The following is a 17,761-nucleotide window of genomic DNA, read 5'->3' on the forward strand; positions in this document are numbered from 1 at the left end:
AAATTAGATAGAGGCTGAGATAATTTTTGTCCGACCTCATGTAAAAATAGTATAACAAAAAGATGATATAAATGCAACACTAGCAATAATCTAGTTGGTAACAGTCACTTCTCCTGTTTGATAATTTAGCCGAAGTCCTGTCTGTACGTTGGGAACAAAGACATTTATTTCCAAGCTACTATCGCTTGATTTAGCTTCAATATGCGAACCAACTGGCACTAAATCCTGTTCATTGGCATAAATCAAAGTCACTCGATACCGAACTCGTTTATTTTTGTCTAGTGCCTTGCGAACCTTTGTTTCATAAAAATTTTGACCCGTAGAATAACCAGTATTTGCTTGATTAGCCCAAGCTGTTTGCACAGCGATGTTTTTCGGGTTGCTGGTCGAAGCATCAAAGCCTTTCAAGTTGCCAATCAAAGCATACCCCAACAAATGCCCACGGTCAACCGCATGATTGTATTCGCCTGATAAATGCTTGACTTGATGCCAACCAGCAGGTGTCCAAGTCGTGGAGCCATTTCCTGTTTCTTCACGACTTCTATATTGGCGAGTTGCTTTGGATAAAAGAGCATTTGCAACCGTCGGAACGGTCTGACCTCGGACGAGTTTAGTCTTATTATCCGCATAAGGAACGCTTGCAACTTTAGCATCCAATGTTGTTTTATTTTCATTGATTGTGAAGGCTCCTGCCCCATTCCATTCAATCTTTCCTTTGAGTTGCCGTTTAACGGACTCTGTCAAAACACTCTGTGCTAATTCTTGACTGGGTGCTGCATGATTCGTCCGAATGCTTCGATTAATAGCAGTGCTGTCAGAAGGCTTCGTACTACCATGATGATTGCTAAAAGAATAACCTCCCAGCGCTATAACCAGTGCTATAACCAGACCAGCTACACTTTGTGCTACTTTCTGATTGGATTTCTTTCTCGCCATTTCTCCCCCTTTTAAATAAATAGGAAGCGGGACTCAAAGCCAATTTCTACGAAATCACGACCTCTGTCTCACTCCCTTTTTCCTATCAATATTATTGTCTATTGTCCTGTGAATTTGCTGATAATCTCCTGCCACTTATCTGGCGATAAAATAGCCCATGGATTTTTTCCACCATAACCAACAACTAAACCGAGTGCAAACAAAATCAAACCCAACAAAAAGACTATCAGAACAATTCCGACTTGTTTTCCAACATATTTCAAATCATTATTCATCGTCTTCTTCCTTCACTCGCTTAATAGAAGCACCTAAGTCAGCCAACTTTTTATGGAACTGATAATATCCTCTGTCCAAATGAGTTAGTTGTCCTACTTTTGTTTCACCTTCTGCAACCAAGCCTGTTAAAATCAGCGCGGCACTCGCACGCAAGTCTGTTGACATCACCTCTGCCCCTTGCAAGGCTTGACCACCAACGATACGAGCTGTGTCCCGCATAATTTCTGAATGTAAACCCATCCGACGCATTTCTTCCAGATGTTGAAAACGATTCTCAAAAACAGTCTCAATCATGGTAGACTCACCCTTGGCAACCGTCATCAAAGCTGTAAATTGCGCCTGCATATCTGTCGGGAAACCTGGATGCGGAAGAGTCTTCACATTGACCGCTTTTAACTTGGATAAATCCGAACAAATCCGAATTCCTTCGTCCTCTTCGGTAACAGACACACCCATTTCCATCAGTTTCGCAATGAGGGGACGATTATGCTCCCAGATAGCATCTTGCACAAGAACATTGCCACCTGTCATAGCAGCTGCTACCATAAAAGTTCCAGCTTCGATACGATCTTGCACCACGCTATGACTTGTCCCAGACAATTCCTTAACCCCAGTAATGGTTAATGTTTCCGTACCTGCTCCACGGACTTTAGCCCCCATTTTGTTTAACAAAACAGCTAAATCCACAATTTCAGGCTCCCGAGCTGCATTTTCAATAACGGTCACACCGTCTGCTAACGTTGCTGCCATCATAATGTTTTGTGTCGCCCCTACACTTGGAAAGTCCATATAGATATGAGCTCCATGCAATTGGTCAGCTTTTGCTTCGATAAATCCAGCCGTCTGCTTAATTTCTGCTCCCATTGCCTCTAAACCTTTCAAATGAAGGTCAATAGGACGGCTTCCAATCGTACAGCCACCCGGCATGGAAACTTTTGCGTGACCATTACGCGCCAAAATAGGTCCTAATACAACAATTGAAGCACGCATTTTACTCACATATTTATAAGGCGCTTCTTCACTCAACGGCTGTGTAGCATCCACCGTAATCCGGTTTTCTTCTTGCTCAAAAGTCACTTTTGTATTCAATCCACGAACCACATTGTTCATCGTAAACACATCTGATAGAACCGGAACATTGGTTAGAGTTGTTTTCCCTGTCGTCGCTAGAATAGTTGCTGCAAGCAAAGGCAAAACAGCATTTTTGGCACCTTCAATTTTAACCGAACCAACTAATGGATTCGAACTGCCTTGTATAATAATTTTATCCATATTTTCTCCAAAACACTTATTTTATTACTTTTCTCATCTTATAAATTGCTATTAAACACATCACGTCCTAATGTATAGAGACTGAGGAAGAAAGAGCTGAGCAAAAAGCCTAATGCAATACTAAGCAATAAAATCAAAAAACGAATTCTAAAAGCATTGTCAGCATTCACTTTCAATAGTTTTTCCCAATTCACAACAGTAGAAAGTAAGTGAAATGAAAGAAAAATAAAGATCATATGGCTACTAAGCGTAAAAATTAACTGAATCATATTCCCATTATACCAAAAAAATAGATGAGAGCAAACTATCGGACACGAATCATGTACCGATAACAAAAAAGCCATTATAAAAAAGGCCAATTGGCCTTTTTTATAATCTTGTTCCAACGTTAATTCGGTTAATGGCACGTTGAAGAGCGATTCTGGCACGACGTTCTTGGTCAATCAAATGCTTTTCATGTGCTTCTTCAATAGCACGTTCAGCACGTAATTTTGCTCTTTCAGCACGACTGATGTCAATATCGCGAGCACGTTCGGCAGAGTCTGCAACAATGGTGATTACATTATCAGCTACTTCGACAATTCCACCATTCACAGCAATCCAATTGACATGATCTTCATCATCAATCCGCTTCACTTTGACCTCATCGACAGCCAAAACAGCAATCATATTTTCATGATGCGGTAAAATCCCCATTTCTCCATCAAGAGTTTTAACGGAAACAAACGTTGCATGGTGGTCAAAAACTAGACCATCAGGTGTCACGATTTGTACTGTCATTTGAGCCATAGGTCACCTCTTAAAATCCCATTTTTTCAGCTTTAGCAACAACATCTTCGATGGAACCAACACCACGGAAGGCATCTTCAGGAAGATGATCATATTTTCCTTCAAGGATTTCTTTAAAGCCACGAACTGTATCAGCAACTGGTACATAAGAACCTGGTTGCCCAGTAAATTGTTCAGCAACATTAAAGTTTTGTGACAAGAAGAATTGAATCCGACGCGCACGCGCAACCAAAGTCTTTTCTTCGTCTGACAATTCATCCATACCAAGGATTGCAATAATATCTTGCAATTCATGGTAACGTTGAAGAACACGTTTCACTTCTGCTGCTACAGCATAGTGCTCTTCTCCGACAATTTCAGGAGCAAGTGCACGGGAGCTAGAAGCAAGTGGATCAACTGCTGGGTAAATCCCTAATTGCACCAATTTCCGTTCCAAGTTGGTTGTAGAATCCAAGTGAGCAAACGCTGTCGCTGGCGCAGGGTCAGTGTAGTCATCGGCTGGCACATAGATAGCTTGGATAGAGGTTACAGAACCTTTCTTGGTTGATGTAATCCGTTCTTGCAATTGTCCCATTTCTGTCGCAAGTGTTGGTTGGTAACCAACGGCTGAAGGCATGCGTCCAAGAAGGGCAGATACTTCAGAACCTGCTTGCGTGAAACGGAAGATATTGTCAATGAATAAAAGCACATCTTGACCTTCAACATCACGGAAATATTCGGCAATGGTCAAACCAGTCAAAGCCACACGCATACGTGCTCCAGGTGGTTCATTCATTTGACCGAAGACCATGGCTGTTTTTTCAATAACGCCAGATTCTTTCATTTCCCAGTAAAGGTCGTTCCCTTCACGCGTTCGTTCTCCAACACCAGTAAAGACAGAAATTCCACCGTGTTCTTGGGCAATGTTGTGAATCAATTCTTGAATCAGGACTGTCTTTCCAACACCGGCACCACCGAAAAGTCCGACTTTCCCACCTTTTAGATAAGGTGCAAGGAGGTCAATTACCTTAATTCCTGTTTCTAAGATTTCTGATGAAGTAGACAACTCATCAAAAGTTGGAGCTTTTTTGTGGATTGGTTGACGTTCTGCATCTTCACCAAAAGGAGCCTCCAAGTCAATGGTATCTCCTAAAACGTTAAAGACGCGACCGAGTGTTTCTTTCCCAACGGGGACAGAAATTGGACGACCAGTATCTAGGACTTCCATGCCACGAGTCAACCCGTCAGTTGATTCCATAGCAATGGTCCGAACCACTCCGTCACCAAGCTCAAGAGCTACTTCAAGGACGATTTTTGATTTTTTTTCGTCATTTTTATAGACTACAAGTGCATTATTTATCTCAGGTAATTTATCACCAGCTGCAAACGCAACATCAACGACTGGTCCGATAACCTGAGCAATTTTGCCTGAGCTCATTCTTTTCTCCTCTTTATATTTATTTTCTGTGACACTATTCTAGTGCACTTGCACCCGCCACAATTTCAGTAATTTCTTGCGTGATAGCTGCTTGTCTAGCACGATTATACTGAATGGTCAAATCATTGATAACTTTTTTCGCGTTATCTGTTGCTGTCTGCATCGCGGTCATTCCTGCCGCATTTTCTGCTGTTTTCGCATCAATAATTGCCCCGTAGATCATACTTTCAGCAAACTGAGGCAATAATTGATCCAAAATGACATCTCGGCTAGATTCCAATTCCAAATTCAAAACGTAGTCTTCGTCTGCTTCATTTGGATCCAAATCCACGATTGGAAGCATTTGTTCAACACGCATTTGGCTGGTCAAACTATTGACGTGATGATTATAACAAACATACAATTCATCAAATAATTCGTTTTGATACATTTCAACCGTTTTGTTAATGATTTTACGAACTTCATCAAAGCTTGGTTGATCAGCTAAACCACGTAGTTCATAAATTGGTTGAATACCACGCGCACGAAAGAAGTCCGAGCCCATACCACCGATTGAAATGATGACGAAATCATCTTTATCATGGTATTCTGCAAAAAGTTCCATCATGGATTTGAGAATGGTCGCATTATAACCACCCACTAAGCCGCGATCCGATGTAATAACGATATAGGCTGTTTTTTTCACCGGACGACTAATCAACATAGGGTGGTATTTGGAATTTTGCACTTCATGCCCATGAAGCAAATCTGTCAATAACTTTCTGACTTTAGAAGCATAGATTTGGAAATTCTTGGCCGCTTCTTCTGACTTTCCTAGCTTAGCAGCAGATACCATTTGCATAGCATTTGTGATTTGACTGGTGTTTTTTGTGGATGCAATTTTATTTTTTATATCATTTAATGAAACTGCCATCTGACACCTCTATTCTTACTTGAAGCTAGACTGATTGATAAATTCAGTAATTGCAGCATCTAAGACTGCTTCCTCTGGAAGGTCTTTTGTTGTACGAATGATTTCATAGAGGTCTTCATGATGAGCATCAAAGTAATCAAACAGTTCTGCTTGAAAACGAAGAATATCATCAACCGGTACACTATCCAAGAAACCATGTGTCAAGGCGTACAAAATAACGACTTGTTTTTCAACTGGTAATGGTTCATGAACCGGTTGTTTCAAGACTTCTACCGTCCGACGACCACGATTCAATTTCGCTTGTGTCGCAGCATCCAAATCACTACCAAACTTGGTAAATGCTTCCAGTTCACGATAAGAAGCAAGGTCAATACGCAAGGTTCCGGCAACCTTCTTCATCGCTTTTATCTGTGCAGAACCACCTACACGTGATACAGATGAACCGGCATCAATAGCAGGTCGAACACCTGCATTAAAGAGACTGTCGCTTAAGAAGATTTGACCGTCTGTAATTGAAATTACATTGGTTGCGATATAAGCGGAGATGTCTCCTGCTTGCGTTTCGATAAACGGCAGCGCTGTAATAGAACCACCACCTAATTCATCCGAAACTTTGGCAGAACGTTCCAAAAGACGGCTATGAAGATAGAATACGTCTCCTGGGAAAGCTTCACGACCTGGTGGACGACGAAGCAAGAGTGACAGTTCACGATAAGCAACCGCTTGTTTTGATAAATCATCATAGACAATCAAAACGTGTTTGCCACTATACATAAATTCCTCTGCCATTGCTACACCTGCATAAGGTGCTAAAAACAGCAATGGTGAAGGTTGAGAAGCCGACGCTGTGACAACGATTGTGTAATCCAGCGCTCCATACTGACGAAGTGTTTCTACTTGCGTACGAACCGTTGATTCTTTCTGACCAATGGCAACATAGATACAAATCATATCTTGTCCCTTTTGGTTCAAAATCGCATCAATCGCAATACTTGTTTTACCAGTTTGACGGTCTCCGATAATCAATTCCCGTTGCCCACGACCAATTGGCACCAAAGCATCGATCGCTTTCAAACCTGTTTGAAGCGGTTCTGATACAGATTTCCGTTGCATAACTCCCGGAGCAGGTGTTTCAACTGGACGCGTCTTGTCTGTCTTAATCTCGCCAAGCCCATCAACCGGACGACCAAGCGGATCAACAACCCGACCAATCAAAGCATCTCCGACGGGCACTTCCATGATTTTACCAGTACGACGAATGGTATCCCCTTCGCGAATATCTGTGAAATCACCTAAGATGATAATCCCTACATCTGTTGATTCTAAGTTTTGTGCCATACCGTATGAGCCATTTTCAAAAATCAACAGCTCACCACTCATTGCATTGTCAAGACCATGAGCACGGGCGATCCCATCACCAATATATGTGACGACCCCTGTTTCTGTGACGTCAAAATTTGGCTGGAAATTTTCAATTTGTTGCTTAATTAAAGCGCTGATTTCTTGTGCGTTAATCGCCAAAATTCACACCACTTTCTATTTCAAATTTTCTTTTACTGTTTGTAATTGACGTTTAATACTTGCATCAATTGTCTTATTATTAGCTGTGATGATAAAGCCACCAATGAGGCTTGCATCCAGTTCTTCTTTTAAAGAACGAACCTGCAATCCAAATTTTCGCTCAATAATCGGAATAATTTTAGATTTTTGCTCCTCCGATAAACCTTGAACTGATTTGATTGTCACTTCAAATTCATTACTAATCTTTTCAAGCTGGTGAAGACTTTCTACTAAAATATCATAAAAAAGATCTTCACGATGATTATGAATAATAACTTCAATGAAATTGTCAATCAAGGATGAATCAGATTCTTGAAAATAGCGAAGGCTTCTTTCTTTTTCTGTATCATCAACACCAATATGTGACAAAAAAGCAGCTAAATGGGTATTGTTAAAAATGTCTTTGATTTGTTGAAGTTTTTCAAAAACATCTTTTTGCTGACCTTTTTCAATCACGAGTTGGACAAAGGGTGTGGTATATTTTTCAATTACCGCATATCTTTTTTTGTCCATTAAGCATCTCCTAGCTTGTCAATATAGCGGTCAATGAGCTCTTTGTGAGCTTCTTGATCCAATTTTTGACCTAAAATTTTGCTAGCAAGATTTACAGTCAAATCGGCTACATCACCTTTGATACTGTTCATGGCTTCTGCTTTGGTTTGAGCGATTTCTTGATTAGCCTTTTCTTTTAAACGTCCAGCTTCATCAGCTGCATCTGCCAAGATTCCTGCCTTGTTTTTCTCGGCAGTTTCCTTGGCATTTTCAATAATTGTTGTCGCTTCTTGACGACTACCTGCTAATTCTGTTTCTCTCTTTTGAGCCAAATCTTCTGCTTTTTGACGAGCAGATTCTGCGCCATCAATATCATCCGAAATCTTTTTGGCCCGTTGCTCAAAAGTACTTGTAATATTATCCCAGGCAAATTTCTTAATTAAAACGATTAACAGAAGAAATGAGCCTGCTACAAGGATAAAATCCCCAATAAGACTACTTAAAGTAATATTCATCTCTTTTCTCCCTTCTATTCCTCACCATTAATTTTCTTACCTAGATACATAGATGTCAACATGGTAAATACATAGGCTTGAATACATGAAATAAAGACTGAAAAAGCTGTCCAAACAAGATTCAAGACAAATGCTATTGGATACCAAGCAGCAGCTTGTTGTGACAAAGTTAATAACAAGCCAGACAGAACTTCCCCTGCATAGATATTACCATAGATCCGCAAAGCCAAAGAAGCAAAATTGGTGAATTCTTCCAAAATATTCATCGGTGTCATTCCAGCAGGTGTCGCAAAAGCTTTAAGATAAGCCTTCACTCCACGACGACGAATCCCTTCGACATGGCAAATCAAGGTAATCAAGAATGAAAATCCTAAGTCAAATGCAAGATTGGCTGTTGGAGATGTCCACAAGTTATATCCCTTGGTTGTCTGCACTTTTGCCATCAAGCCAAGGTTATTAGCTACTGCAACGAAAAGGAATAAGGAAAAGATAAATAGAGAGTAATTCTTCATATACTTATCGCCAATATTGCCCTTTGTAAAGCCAATGACAAAATCATAGAGGTATTCTAAGACGTTTTGCTTACCAGAAGGCTTCAGCGTCATTTTCCGACTAGCCCAATAGACGAAAGCAAATACGATAAGTACGGTTAGAAGAGACATAGCAAGTAGAGTCAAATCAAAGGTCACAGGACCTAAAGTGATGGTTGGATTTACACTTTCTTCCAACGAACTCCACCCCCTTTTCTAAAGGATAACTTTCTTTTCTTATTTAATGATGAATGACATCGCAAGTGTTACGAAGAAAGTACCTTCGATAAAGGCAATCCCCATGATCATAAGTGTTCTCAACTGACCAATGATTTCTGGCTGACGTGATGCTGATTTAAATAGATTTGCCATTAAAAACCCTTCAGCGAGTGAAACACCCATACAGGCAAGACATAATCCAAAAAATGTTAAATTCATGATGAATTCTCCTTTATGTTTAAAATTTACTTACTTAGTTTAGTCCTAAAAATTCTTTTTGTCAAATGTTTTTGTCTTTTGGAAACGTTTTATACGGATTTCTTTCAATTTCCAAAAAAGTAGGCTATCCTGCAACAATTGTGGTTTTAGAATAGTAGTAAAACGAACTTGATCCCACTATCAGTTTGTTGATGTGGAAATAGCTATTTCCAATTATCGAATTTTGTTTCCCTATATATGTATATTATAGGCAATCTTTATCGATTAAATATAGACAAAAACTACAATTCACTTTTTCAACAAAGAGGCTGGTTAAGTTCCAGCCCCTAGCTTATTACTTTTTTAGGTTCCAAATTTCTTTGGCGTATTGTTCAATCGTATCATCTGATGTGAATTTATCAGATGTTGCGATATTAATAAGGCTCATATGCGCCCATTTCCCTTTGTCACGATAGAGTTGATCAATCTTTTCTTGAGCCGCTACGTACGAAGCAAAATCTTCCAGAAGAAAGTATTCGTCATTGTGCGTAATCAAAGCTTCATAAATCTCAGAACCTTCATTTCGGACATTTGGAATAGTTCCATTCACAAAACTATCCACCACACGGCGAACCACAGGATTGCTTTCATAAACACCACGTGAGTAGTAATCATGACGGGCATAATGGTCATAGACTTCATCTTTGTCCATACCGAAAATTACAATATTGTCATCTCCGACTTCATCTTTGATTTCAATATTGGCTCCGTCAAGGGTTGCCAAAGTAATGGCGCCTGTCATCATGAATTTCATATTAGATGTGCCGGAAGCCTCCTTAGAAGCAAGCGAGATTTGCTCTGACACATCTGCAGCGGGAATGATGAGTTCAGCCAAGCTGACACGATAATTTTCAAGGAAAACAACTTTTAGTTTGCCTTGCAAGCTTTCATCATTGTTTACGAGATTTGCCACTTCGTTGATCAATTTGATAACAGATTTGGCAAAATGATAACCCGGCGCTGCCTTGGCACCAAAAATGAAGACACGTGGCACCATATCTTTATTAGGATTGTCTTTTAAATCCCAATATAGTTTAAGAATATGGAGCAAATTGAGCAATTGACGCTTATAAGCATGAAGCCGTTTCACTTGTACATCAAAAATAGCTTCCGTTGACACTTCCACTCCTGTAGATTCTTTGATGAAAACTGCTAAGCGCGCCTTGGCTTCTTGCTTGACATTATAAAATTCACTCAAAACTTGCCGATCATCTTTGTAGTCTAAAAGTCTGCGAAGTTCATGAATATCCGTCCGCCAGCCGTTGCCAATCAAGCGGTCAATTTCATTTGACAATGGTTCATCTGCAATTTGCAACCAGCGACGTTGAATGATGCCATTCGTTTTATTATTGAATTTTTCAGGATAAATAGCATAAAAATCACGCAACGTATCTTCTTTGAGCAACTCTGTGTGAAGTTTTGCCACTCCATTGACTGAATGTCCACCAATAATCGCGAGATGCGCCATGTGGACTTGATTATCTTTGACAATCCGAGTATTTTCAATCACTTGCGGATCAATACCGCGTGCAGCCATATCAGAAACATAGCGATTGTCAATTTCAAGAATGATTTGGTAAACACGAGGAAGAACATTTTTAAAGAGTTCCGCATCCCATTTTTCTAAAGCTTCTGAAAGAATAGTGTGATTGGTATAACTCATCGTCTTCACTGTTGCATTCCAGGCGTCCGCCCATTCAAGACCGCAGTCATCAAGTAAAAGCCGCATAAATTCTGCTGGTGCAACCGCTGGATGGGTATCGTTGATATGGACCGATACCTTTTCAGGAATTTGCTCTAAAGGCAGGCCTTGTTTCCGATAAGATTTGATAATCGTCTGCAAACCCGCACTAGTCATGAAATATTCTTGAATCAAGCGCAGTTCTTTTCCTTCGTAACTTGAATCATCTGGATACAAAATAGCCGTAATATCTTGCACTTTGCGGCGTGCTTCAATCGTTGGATATTCTAGTTCATATTCTTCAGGAATTTCAACATCCCATAAACGAAGATTGTTGACAGTATCATTTTCAAAACCAATTTGTGGCACGTCGTAAGGTACTGCACGAAGAGTTTGTGAATTTTCATAAACAGGAACGATCCGACCTTCCTTGTTGGCTTGAAGATAGACATTCCCAAAAATTTTGACATCTACAACATCGTGATCTTTCCGCGTTTCCCAGACGTTTCCTAGACTACCAAACCAATCATCAGGCAACTCGACTTGGTAACCGTCCACAATTTTTTGTTTGAAAAGTCCGTAGCGATAGCGGATTCCATTACCAAATCCCGGATAGCCTGTAGTTGCAAGCGAATCCATAAAAGCTGCTGCAAGGCGACCAAGACCGCCATTCCCTAATGCCATATCGTGTTCAGCCCGTTTTACAGCTGTAAAATCAATACCTAATTCGTCAAAACCTTCTTTGACAACATCGAGGATTCCAAGATTTAGCAAATTAGTTTCCAGCATCCGCCCAGGTAGAAATTCAATCGAAAAGTAATAAGCAATTTTTTGCTTGTCTTCTACTAATTTGTTTCGTCGCTCCAACCACATAGGAGTGATGTATTTGCGAATTGTACGTGCTAAGGTTTGAAACAGTTCTGCCGGAGTGGCATCTTCTACTTTAATCAATTGTTCTTCATGCAAAATATCCTTAAAATCATGAAGAAACTGCTCTTTTGTTAGTTTCATTTCTTAACGGCAAACTCCTTTCTATCAATGAAGAGATTGGTACAAATGACTGTAAGCTTGGCTAGCTGTATCCCATGAAAAATCGCGTTCCATAGCCTGTCTTTGAAGGTTATACCATGTATCTTTATCATTGTGGTATACGTCAATAGCCATGTCAAATGTCCATTTCAGCCAGTAACCTGAGAAATTATTAAAGCTAAATCCAGTTCCTGTTCCTTCATAAGCATTGTAGGGTTGAACGGTGTCACGAAGACCACCAACTTCATGTACAAGTGGTAATGTTCCATAACGCATGGCCATCATTTGGGACAATCCACATGGCTCAAAGCGACTTGGCATTAAGAACATATCACAAGCTGCATAAATTTCTTGCGCTAATTTCACATCAAAAGTGATATTGGCAGATAATTTTTCTGGATAGGCTTGACCAAACCAAGCAAATGATTGCTCAAAAGATGGGTCTCCTGTTCCTAAAAGGATAATTTGTACATCATCTTGTAGTAAATTGTGTAATTGATCCACAACTAAATCAAAACCTTTTTGCCGAGTCAAACGTGATACAATCCCTACTAGAGGTACATCATCTCGCACAGGCAGACCAACTTTTTCTTGCAACGCACGCTTATTAGCAAGTTTGCCAGATAAATCATCTTTATTAAAATGATGATCCAGTAACGCATCTGTTTCTGGATTATAAATATCTGTATCGATTCCATTGACAATACCTGAGACTTTACCCGACTCCATCCGCAAAATTTGATCCAAACCGCAACCAAACTCTGGTGTCATAATTTCACGTGCATAACTTGGTGACACGGTTGTCACACGATCTGCATACAGTATCCCTGCTTTCATCCAGTTGAGGCAATCATTCCAACGCAAAGTACCATCTGCATAACGCTCATATCCTACTCCAAACAAATCCCAGAGCATCCCATCCGAAAATTGCCCTTGAAATTCTAAATTGTGAATGGTTAAAACAGTCCGAATACCATGATAAGCCTGAATCCAATGGTATTTTTCTTTCACCAAAAATGGAATCATCGCTGTATGATAATCATGCACATGGAGAACATCTGGAATAAAATCCACTCGCTCCATTAACTCAACAGCTGCCATTTGGAAATAGGCAAAGCGTTCGCCGTCATCAAAATCGCCATAAACATGTCCACGGAAGAAATAGTATTGATTGTCTATAAAGTAGAAGGTCACACCATTTAAAACGGTACGTTTCACGCCTACATATTGACCACGCCAACCGACCTTTACTTCAAAATGGAACAAGTCTTCCATTTGGTCGCCAAACTTTTTATCCACCATATCATAGTATGGAAGAATGACGCCCACTTCATGACCTGCCTTCACAAGAGATTTAGGGAGAGCGCCAATGACGTCTCCCAAACCTCCTGTTTTAGAAAAAGGTGCCCCTTCTGCTGCTACAAATAAAATTTTCATTGAATTCTATCCTCTGTTACTTTTTCACCCTTTTTAATGACAACTGGGTTATCAACTGTTCCTCGAATGGTCACATTCTCAGCAACCTCAACACCCTTATCTAAAATAGCATTTTCTACAACAGCATTTTCACCAATAAGGACACGTGGGAAGAGAATGCTGCTTTTAACACTACTTCCTTTGTTAACGCGGGTATTACGAGAAATGACAGAATCAATCACTTCTCCTTCCACGATACTACCAGAAGCGAATTGAGAATTTGAAACCTTAGAACCGACTGCATAATAAGTTGGCTCTTCATTTTTTACTTTAGTATAAATCTTTTGATTTGGGGAGAAAAGAGAATAGAATTTTTGCGAATCAAGCATATCAATATTGGCATTGAAGTACGAAGTGACAGAATGAATATTTGCTAAATAACCCGTATATTCATAAGCAAACGCTTTTTCCTGAGTAGCTAAATCACGTAAAACATAACGTAATTTTTGAGGAAATTCTTTTTGTGCTTCTATTTCTAACTTTTCAATCAGCCAAGGTGTATCCACAACAAAGATATCCGTTGACATGTTGTACAAATCCTGATCTTTTTTATCATCAAAAAGATGGTGATTTTTCACATGATCTGTTTCATCAATTTCCAAAACAGCGTTGACTTCGGAAATTTCTTCTTTTGGTAATTTTTTATAGACAACTGTAATCGGTTGATCAGTTGTACCATGTAAGTGGAAGACTTGGTTCAAGTCGATGTTCACCAAAACATCACAGTTCAATGCTACCGTTTGATCGCTGCCCGAACGTTTTAAATAGGTCAATAATTGCTCGTAGTATTCTTTACCAACAGTAGAACTTTCTACGCGCGTATTATAAATACCAAGATAGTAGTGACTCAAAAGAGTAGACAGCCCCCATTCACGTCCAGAACGGATATGGTCAAAGACAGAACTAATATTATCTTGTTGGAAAATGCAAAAGACGCTCCGAATCCCTGCATTTGCTAAGCTGGATAATGGAAAGTCAATCAACCGATATTTCCCACCAAAAGGCAAGCTGGCAACTGGACGATGACTTGTCAAAGTAGACATATCATGAAATCCAACTGTATTTCCTAAAATTGCTGAATATTTATCAATCTTCATCTGATGGTACCCCCACTTTCTCATTGTATCCGATAACTTGTACTTCGTCTGTTCCATCAATTTCTACACCATCAGAAATGATAGCTCCTTCACCGATAATAGCACGTTTGATTTTTGCTCCTTGACCAATGATAGCTCCACTCATAACAACAGAATCTTCTACAACTGCATCTTTACGCACCTGAGCTTCCGTAGAAAGAATCGAATGTTTAACCGTGCCATCTACCAAACAGCCGTCCACAACCAAAGAATCTTCAACATGAGCGTTCTCTCCAAGGAAGTTTGGTGGGGAAATCAAGTTCCGTGAGTAAATTTTCCATTGACGATCACGGCTATCTAAGGCATTATTGGGATCGATATATTCCATATTAGCTTCCCAGAGAGATTCAATCGTGCCGACATCCTTCCAGTATCCGTTGAATTCATAAGCGTAGACGCTCTCGCCAGACTCTAGATAATTTGGAATAACATTCTTACCGAAGTCAGACATATCTACATTGCTCTTTTCAGCAGCTACCAGCATAGTACGCAGGCGTTTCCAGTCAAAGATATAAATCCCCATAGAAGCCTTGGTAGACTTAGGTTCAGCTGGTTTTTCTTCAAACTCGACAATGCGGTTATTGGCATCTGTATTCATAATACCAAAACGACTTGCTTCTTTCAGAGGGACATCTAGAACAGCCACTGTTAAGCTGGCATTGTTATCTTTATGAGACTGAAGCATATCATCATAATCCATTTTGTAAATGTGATCACCAGACAAAATCAAGACATATTCAGGATTGATAGTATCAATATAATCAATGTTTTGATAAATCGCATGGCTCGTTCCTTCAAACCAACGATTTCCTTCACTTGCTGAGTAAGGCTGGAGAATGGATACTCCTGTATTAATGCCGTCAAGTCCCCAACTAGAGCCATTCCCAATATGACTATTCAAAGCTAATGGTTGATATTGAGTAATGACACCAACATTATGAATCCCTGAATTCGCACAATTGGACAAAGCAAAGTCAATGATACGGTAACGTCCACCAAATTGTACTGCTGGTTTGGCAATACTTTGAGTGAGTTTTCCAAGACGCGTTCCTTGCCCACCGGCAAGAATCAAAGCTAGCATTTCATTCTTCATTTGTTACTCCTTTTTTGACTTTTTACTTACATTTGCTGATTTCACACGACGTTTAATCTTCCAAATACTTGCCCCTAATGCTGGCAAAGTAAAGGTCAACGTCTGAGGATAATCCTTCCACAAGCCTTCTTGAGACTGAACCGTTTGATTGTGCTCTTTCCACACACCTCCCCATTCTTCTAATTCCGTATTCCAAATTTCTTCATATATGGCTGCTACCGGAACACCAATGGTAAAGTCTTTGCGCTCTACCGGAGCCATATTAAAGACGCAAACTAACATATCTCCCTTGTCATTTTTCCGAATAAAGGAAAGCACACTTTGATCTGTATTATCCGCATCAATAATCTCTAAACCGTCCCAACTCAAGTCATTTTCCCATAAAACACGATTTTCTTTATAAAGCTGATTGAGCTGAGAAGTGAAATGCTGCATCTTGGCATTCATATCATCAGCCAAATCACGCCATTCCAAAGATTCTTCGCATTTCCACTCTAAGAATTGTCCCCATTCACTACCCATGAAAAGAAGCTTCTTCCCTGGGTGACACATTTGATATGTATAGAGATTTCGCAGACCAGCAAATTGATTGTAGCGGTCTCCCCACATCTTATGCATGAGGCTCTTCTTACCATGCACCACTTCGTCATGAGAGAATGGCAGTAAGAAATTTTCAGAGAAAGCATACATAAAACTAAAGGTTACTAGATTAAAATCATACTTGCGGTAAATTGGGTCTTCTTCGTAGAAGCGCAGAATGTCATTCATCCAGCCCATGTTCCACTTGTAGTCAAATCCAAGACCACCCATTTCTGCCATACCTGTAATCTTTGTATCACTCGTGCTTTCCTCTGCAATCATCATGACATCTGGATGAGCCAGTTTGATAACCGTGTTCAAGCGTTGAAGGAAGTAATAGCCTTCGTAGTTGCGATTGCCCCCGTCAATATTTGGTTGCCATGGACCACTATCATAATCTAGGTAGAGCATGTTGCTAACAGCATCCACGCGGATTCCGTCTAAGTGATAAAAGTCAATCCAAAACTTGATACTAGAAATCAAGAAAGACTGCACTTCATTCTTTCCTAAGTCAAAATTGAGAGCGCCCCAGCCGTAATTATGGGCACGGTCATGATCCTGATATTCAAACGTAGGTGTACCGTCATAATAAGCCAAGGCATCATCATTGATAGTAAAATGACCCGGCACCCAGTCAACAATAACTCCGATATTATTGACATGACATTCTTCAACAAAATCACGAAACTCTTCAGGCGTTCCATACGTGTGCTCAAGTGCAAAATATCCCATTAGCTGATAACCCCAGCTCAATCCAAGTGGATGCGCCATTAGTGGCATGAATTCCACATGAGTATAATTCATTTTAACCAAATAAGGAATCAGTTCATCTTTTAATTGAGCAAATGAATACGGGCTACCATCCTCATTTTTCTTCCAGGAACCTGCATGAGCTTCGTAAATATTCACTGGACGTGAGAAAAATCCCCAACGTTTTCTGCGAGCTAACCATAGACCATCTTTCCATTTCTTTTCTGGAATCGTCCGAATTACTGCACCTGTACCAGGACGTTTTTCAAAATAAACTGCCAGCGGATCAATTTTCAAAATTTCTTGCCCGCTACTTCGTTTGATGTTGTATTTGTAAATGTCTCCTTCCTTAGGTAAATCCGTAAACACTTCCCATACGCCACCTTCATTACGTGCCATAGGGATTTGATTTTCATACCAGTCGGTAAAGTCTCCAATCAGATGCACACTCTGAGCATTCGGTGCCCATACACGAAATGTATAGCCACTTTGCCCATCTACTTCATCTTGATGAGCCCCCAAATAGTGCTGCAAATGGAAATTTTCACCTGTGGTAAAAGTTCTCAATGCTTCTTGTCTATCCATTTTTTCACCTCGTTTTGTAAGCGTTTTCTATGATTCTATTTTACTATTTTTCCTATTGCTTTTCAAGTAAATTTCCATTATTATTACAAAAAATTCTCAAAACCGAACATTTCTTCAAATAATGCCCACTATTAGCAAAAATAACTAGATTTTGTTAAAATTTTAAACTTTTCATTCCATTCCTACTAAATAGTCGATAAAAGAGTAAACTTTTTTAAATGAAAATTTTCATAAAGGTCTAGACAGCTTTACAAA

Annotated in this window: 17 protein-coding genes; all 17 read right to left on the bottom strand. The window is 39.8% G+C overall.

The window, feature by feature from the left end:
- Nucleotides 1-90: 90 nt before the first annotated feature.
- A complete protein-coding gene (locus RG565_RS07800; protein WP_247937325.1) occupies nucleotides 91-936 on the bottom strand; it encodes a DNA/RNA non-specific endonuclease in 846 nt (281 codons plus the stop codon).
- Between the two features lie 98 nt (nucleotides 937-1,034).
- Nucleotides 1,035-1,211: a DNA-directed RNA polymerase subunit beta gene (locus tag RG565_RS07805; protein ID WP_247937324.1), complete on the bottom strand. Its 177-nt coding sequence runs from the start codon at nucleotides 1,209-1,211 to the stop codon at nucleotides 1,035-1,037.
- Nucleotides 1,204-2,484 carry a UDP-N-acetylglucosamine 1-carboxyvinyltransferase gene (murA, locus tag RG565_RS07810; protein WP_247937323.1) on the bottom strand — a complete coding sequence of 427 codons (1,281 nt, stop codon included), beginning with the start codon at nucleotides 2,482-2,484 and terminating at the stop codon, nucleotides 1,204-1,206. Before murA ends, RG565_RS07805 begins: the two co-directional genes overlap by 8 nt.
- Before the next feature lie 38 nt (nucleotides 2,485-2,522).
- Nucleotides 2,523-2,753, bottom strand: a complete 231-nt coding sequence (locus RG565_RS07815) for a DUF1146 family protein (RefSeq protein ID WP_018543445.1) — start codon at nucleotides 2,751-2,753, stop codon at nucleotides 2,523-2,525.
- A 100-nt stretch (nucleotides 2,754-2,853) separates the two neighbouring features.
- Nucleotides 2,854-3,273 (bottom strand): F0F1 ATP synthase subunit epsilon, encoded by a 420-nt coding sequence (locus tag RG565_RS07820; protein WP_003028068.1) that lies wholly within the window; start codon nucleotides 3,271-3,273, stop codon nucleotides 2,854-2,856.
- Between the two features lie 10 nt (nucleotides 3,274-3,283).
- Nucleotides 3,284-4,690, bottom strand: coding sequence for a F0F1 ATP synthase subunit beta (gene atpD / locus RG565_RS07825; RefSeq protein ID WP_003025268.1), 1,407 nt, complete (start codon nucleotides 4,688-4,690; stop codon nucleotides 3,284-3,286).
- 34 nt (nucleotides 4,691-4,724) lie between these two features.
- Nucleotides 4,725-5,603, bottom strand: coding sequence for a F0F1 ATP synthase subunit gamma (locus tag RG565_RS07830; RefSeq protein WP_003028065.1), 879 nt, complete (start codon nucleotides 5,601-5,603; stop codon nucleotides 4,725-4,727).
- 15 nt (nucleotides 5,604-5,618) lie between these two features.
- A complete protein-coding gene (gene atpA, locus RG565_RS07835; protein WP_195672922.1) occupies nucleotides 5,619-7,124 on the bottom strand; it encodes a F0F1 ATP synthase subunit alpha in 1,506 nt (501 codons plus the stop codon).
- 15 nt (nucleotides 7,125-7,139) lie between these two features.
- On the bottom strand, nucleotides 7,140-7,676 hold the full coding sequence (locus tag RG565_RS07840; protein ID WP_247937322.1) for a F0F1 ATP synthase subunit delta: 537 nt from the start codon (nucleotides 7,674-7,676) through the stop codon (nucleotides 7,140-7,142).
- Nucleotides 7,676-8,170 carry a F0F1 ATP synthase subunit B gene (atpF, locus tag RG565_RS07845; protein WP_049513642.1) on the bottom strand — a complete coding sequence of 165 codons (495 nt, stop codon included), beginning with the start codon at nucleotides 8,168-8,170 and terminating at the stop codon, nucleotides 7,676-7,678. The genes RG565_RS07840 and atpF overlap by 1 nt, the downstream gene beginning before the upstream one ends.
- A 14-nt stretch (nucleotides 8,171-8,184) precedes the next feature.
- On the bottom strand, nucleotides 8,185-8,898 hold the full coding sequence (atpB, locus tag RG565_RS07850; protein WP_247937321.1) for a F0F1 ATP synthase subunit A: 714 nt from the start codon (nucleotides 8,896-8,898) through the stop codon (nucleotides 8,185-8,187).
- A 39-nt stretch (nucleotides 8,899-8,937) separates the two neighbouring features.
- Complete coding sequence (locus tag RG565_RS07855) at nucleotides 8,938-9,138, bottom strand: F0F1 ATP synthase subunit C (protein ID WP_003025282.1); 201 nt, start codon at nucleotides 9,136-9,138, stop codon at nucleotides 8,938-8,940.
- A gap of 334 nt (nucleotides 9,139-9,472) precedes the next feature.
- Nucleotides 9,473-11,869: a glycogen/starch/alpha-glucan phosphorylase gene (locus RG565_RS07860; RefSeq protein WP_247937320.1), complete on the bottom strand. Its 2,397-nt coding sequence runs from the start codon at nucleotides 11,867-11,869 to the stop codon at nucleotides 9,473-9,475.
- A 24-nt stretch (nucleotides 11,870-11,893) separates the two neighbouring features.
- On the bottom strand, nucleotides 11,894-13,324 hold the full coding sequence (gene glgA, locus RG565_RS07865) for a glycogen synthase GlgA (protein WP_268732177.1): 1,431 nt from the start codon (nucleotides 13,322-13,324) through the stop codon (nucleotides 11,894-11,896).
- Nucleotides 13,321-14,460 (bottom strand): glucose-1-phosphate adenylyltransferase subunit GlgD, encoded by a 1,140-nt coding sequence (gene glgD / locus RG565_RS07870; protein ID WP_003028053.1) that lies wholly within the window; start codon nucleotides 14,458-14,460, stop codon nucleotides 13,321-13,323. The genes glgA and glgD overlap by 4 nt, the downstream gene beginning before the upstream one ends.
- Nucleotides 14,450-15,592 (bottom strand): glucose-1-phosphate adenylyltransferase, encoded by a 1,143-nt coding sequence (locus tag RG565_RS07875; RefSeq protein WP_003028052.1) that lies wholly within the window; start codon nucleotides 15,590-15,592, stop codon nucleotides 14,450-14,452. The genes glgD and RG565_RS07875 overlap by 11 nt, the downstream gene beginning before the upstream one ends.
- A gap of 3 nt (nucleotides 15,593-15,595) precedes the next feature.
- Complete coding sequence (glgB, locus tag RG565_RS07880) at nucleotides 15,596-17,506, bottom strand: 1,4-alpha-glucan branching protein GlgB (RefSeq protein ID WP_003028051.1); 1,911 nt, start codon at nucleotides 17,504-17,506, stop codon at nucleotides 15,596-15,598.
- Nucleotides 17,507-17,761 lie beyond the last annotated feature (255 nt).

Source organism: Streptococcus sp. IsoGale021, from assembly GCF_031142795.1.
In the GTDB taxonomy this organism is placed as follows: Bacteria; Bacillota; Bacilli; order Lactobacillales; family Streptococcaceae; genus Streptococcus; species Streptococcus hominis.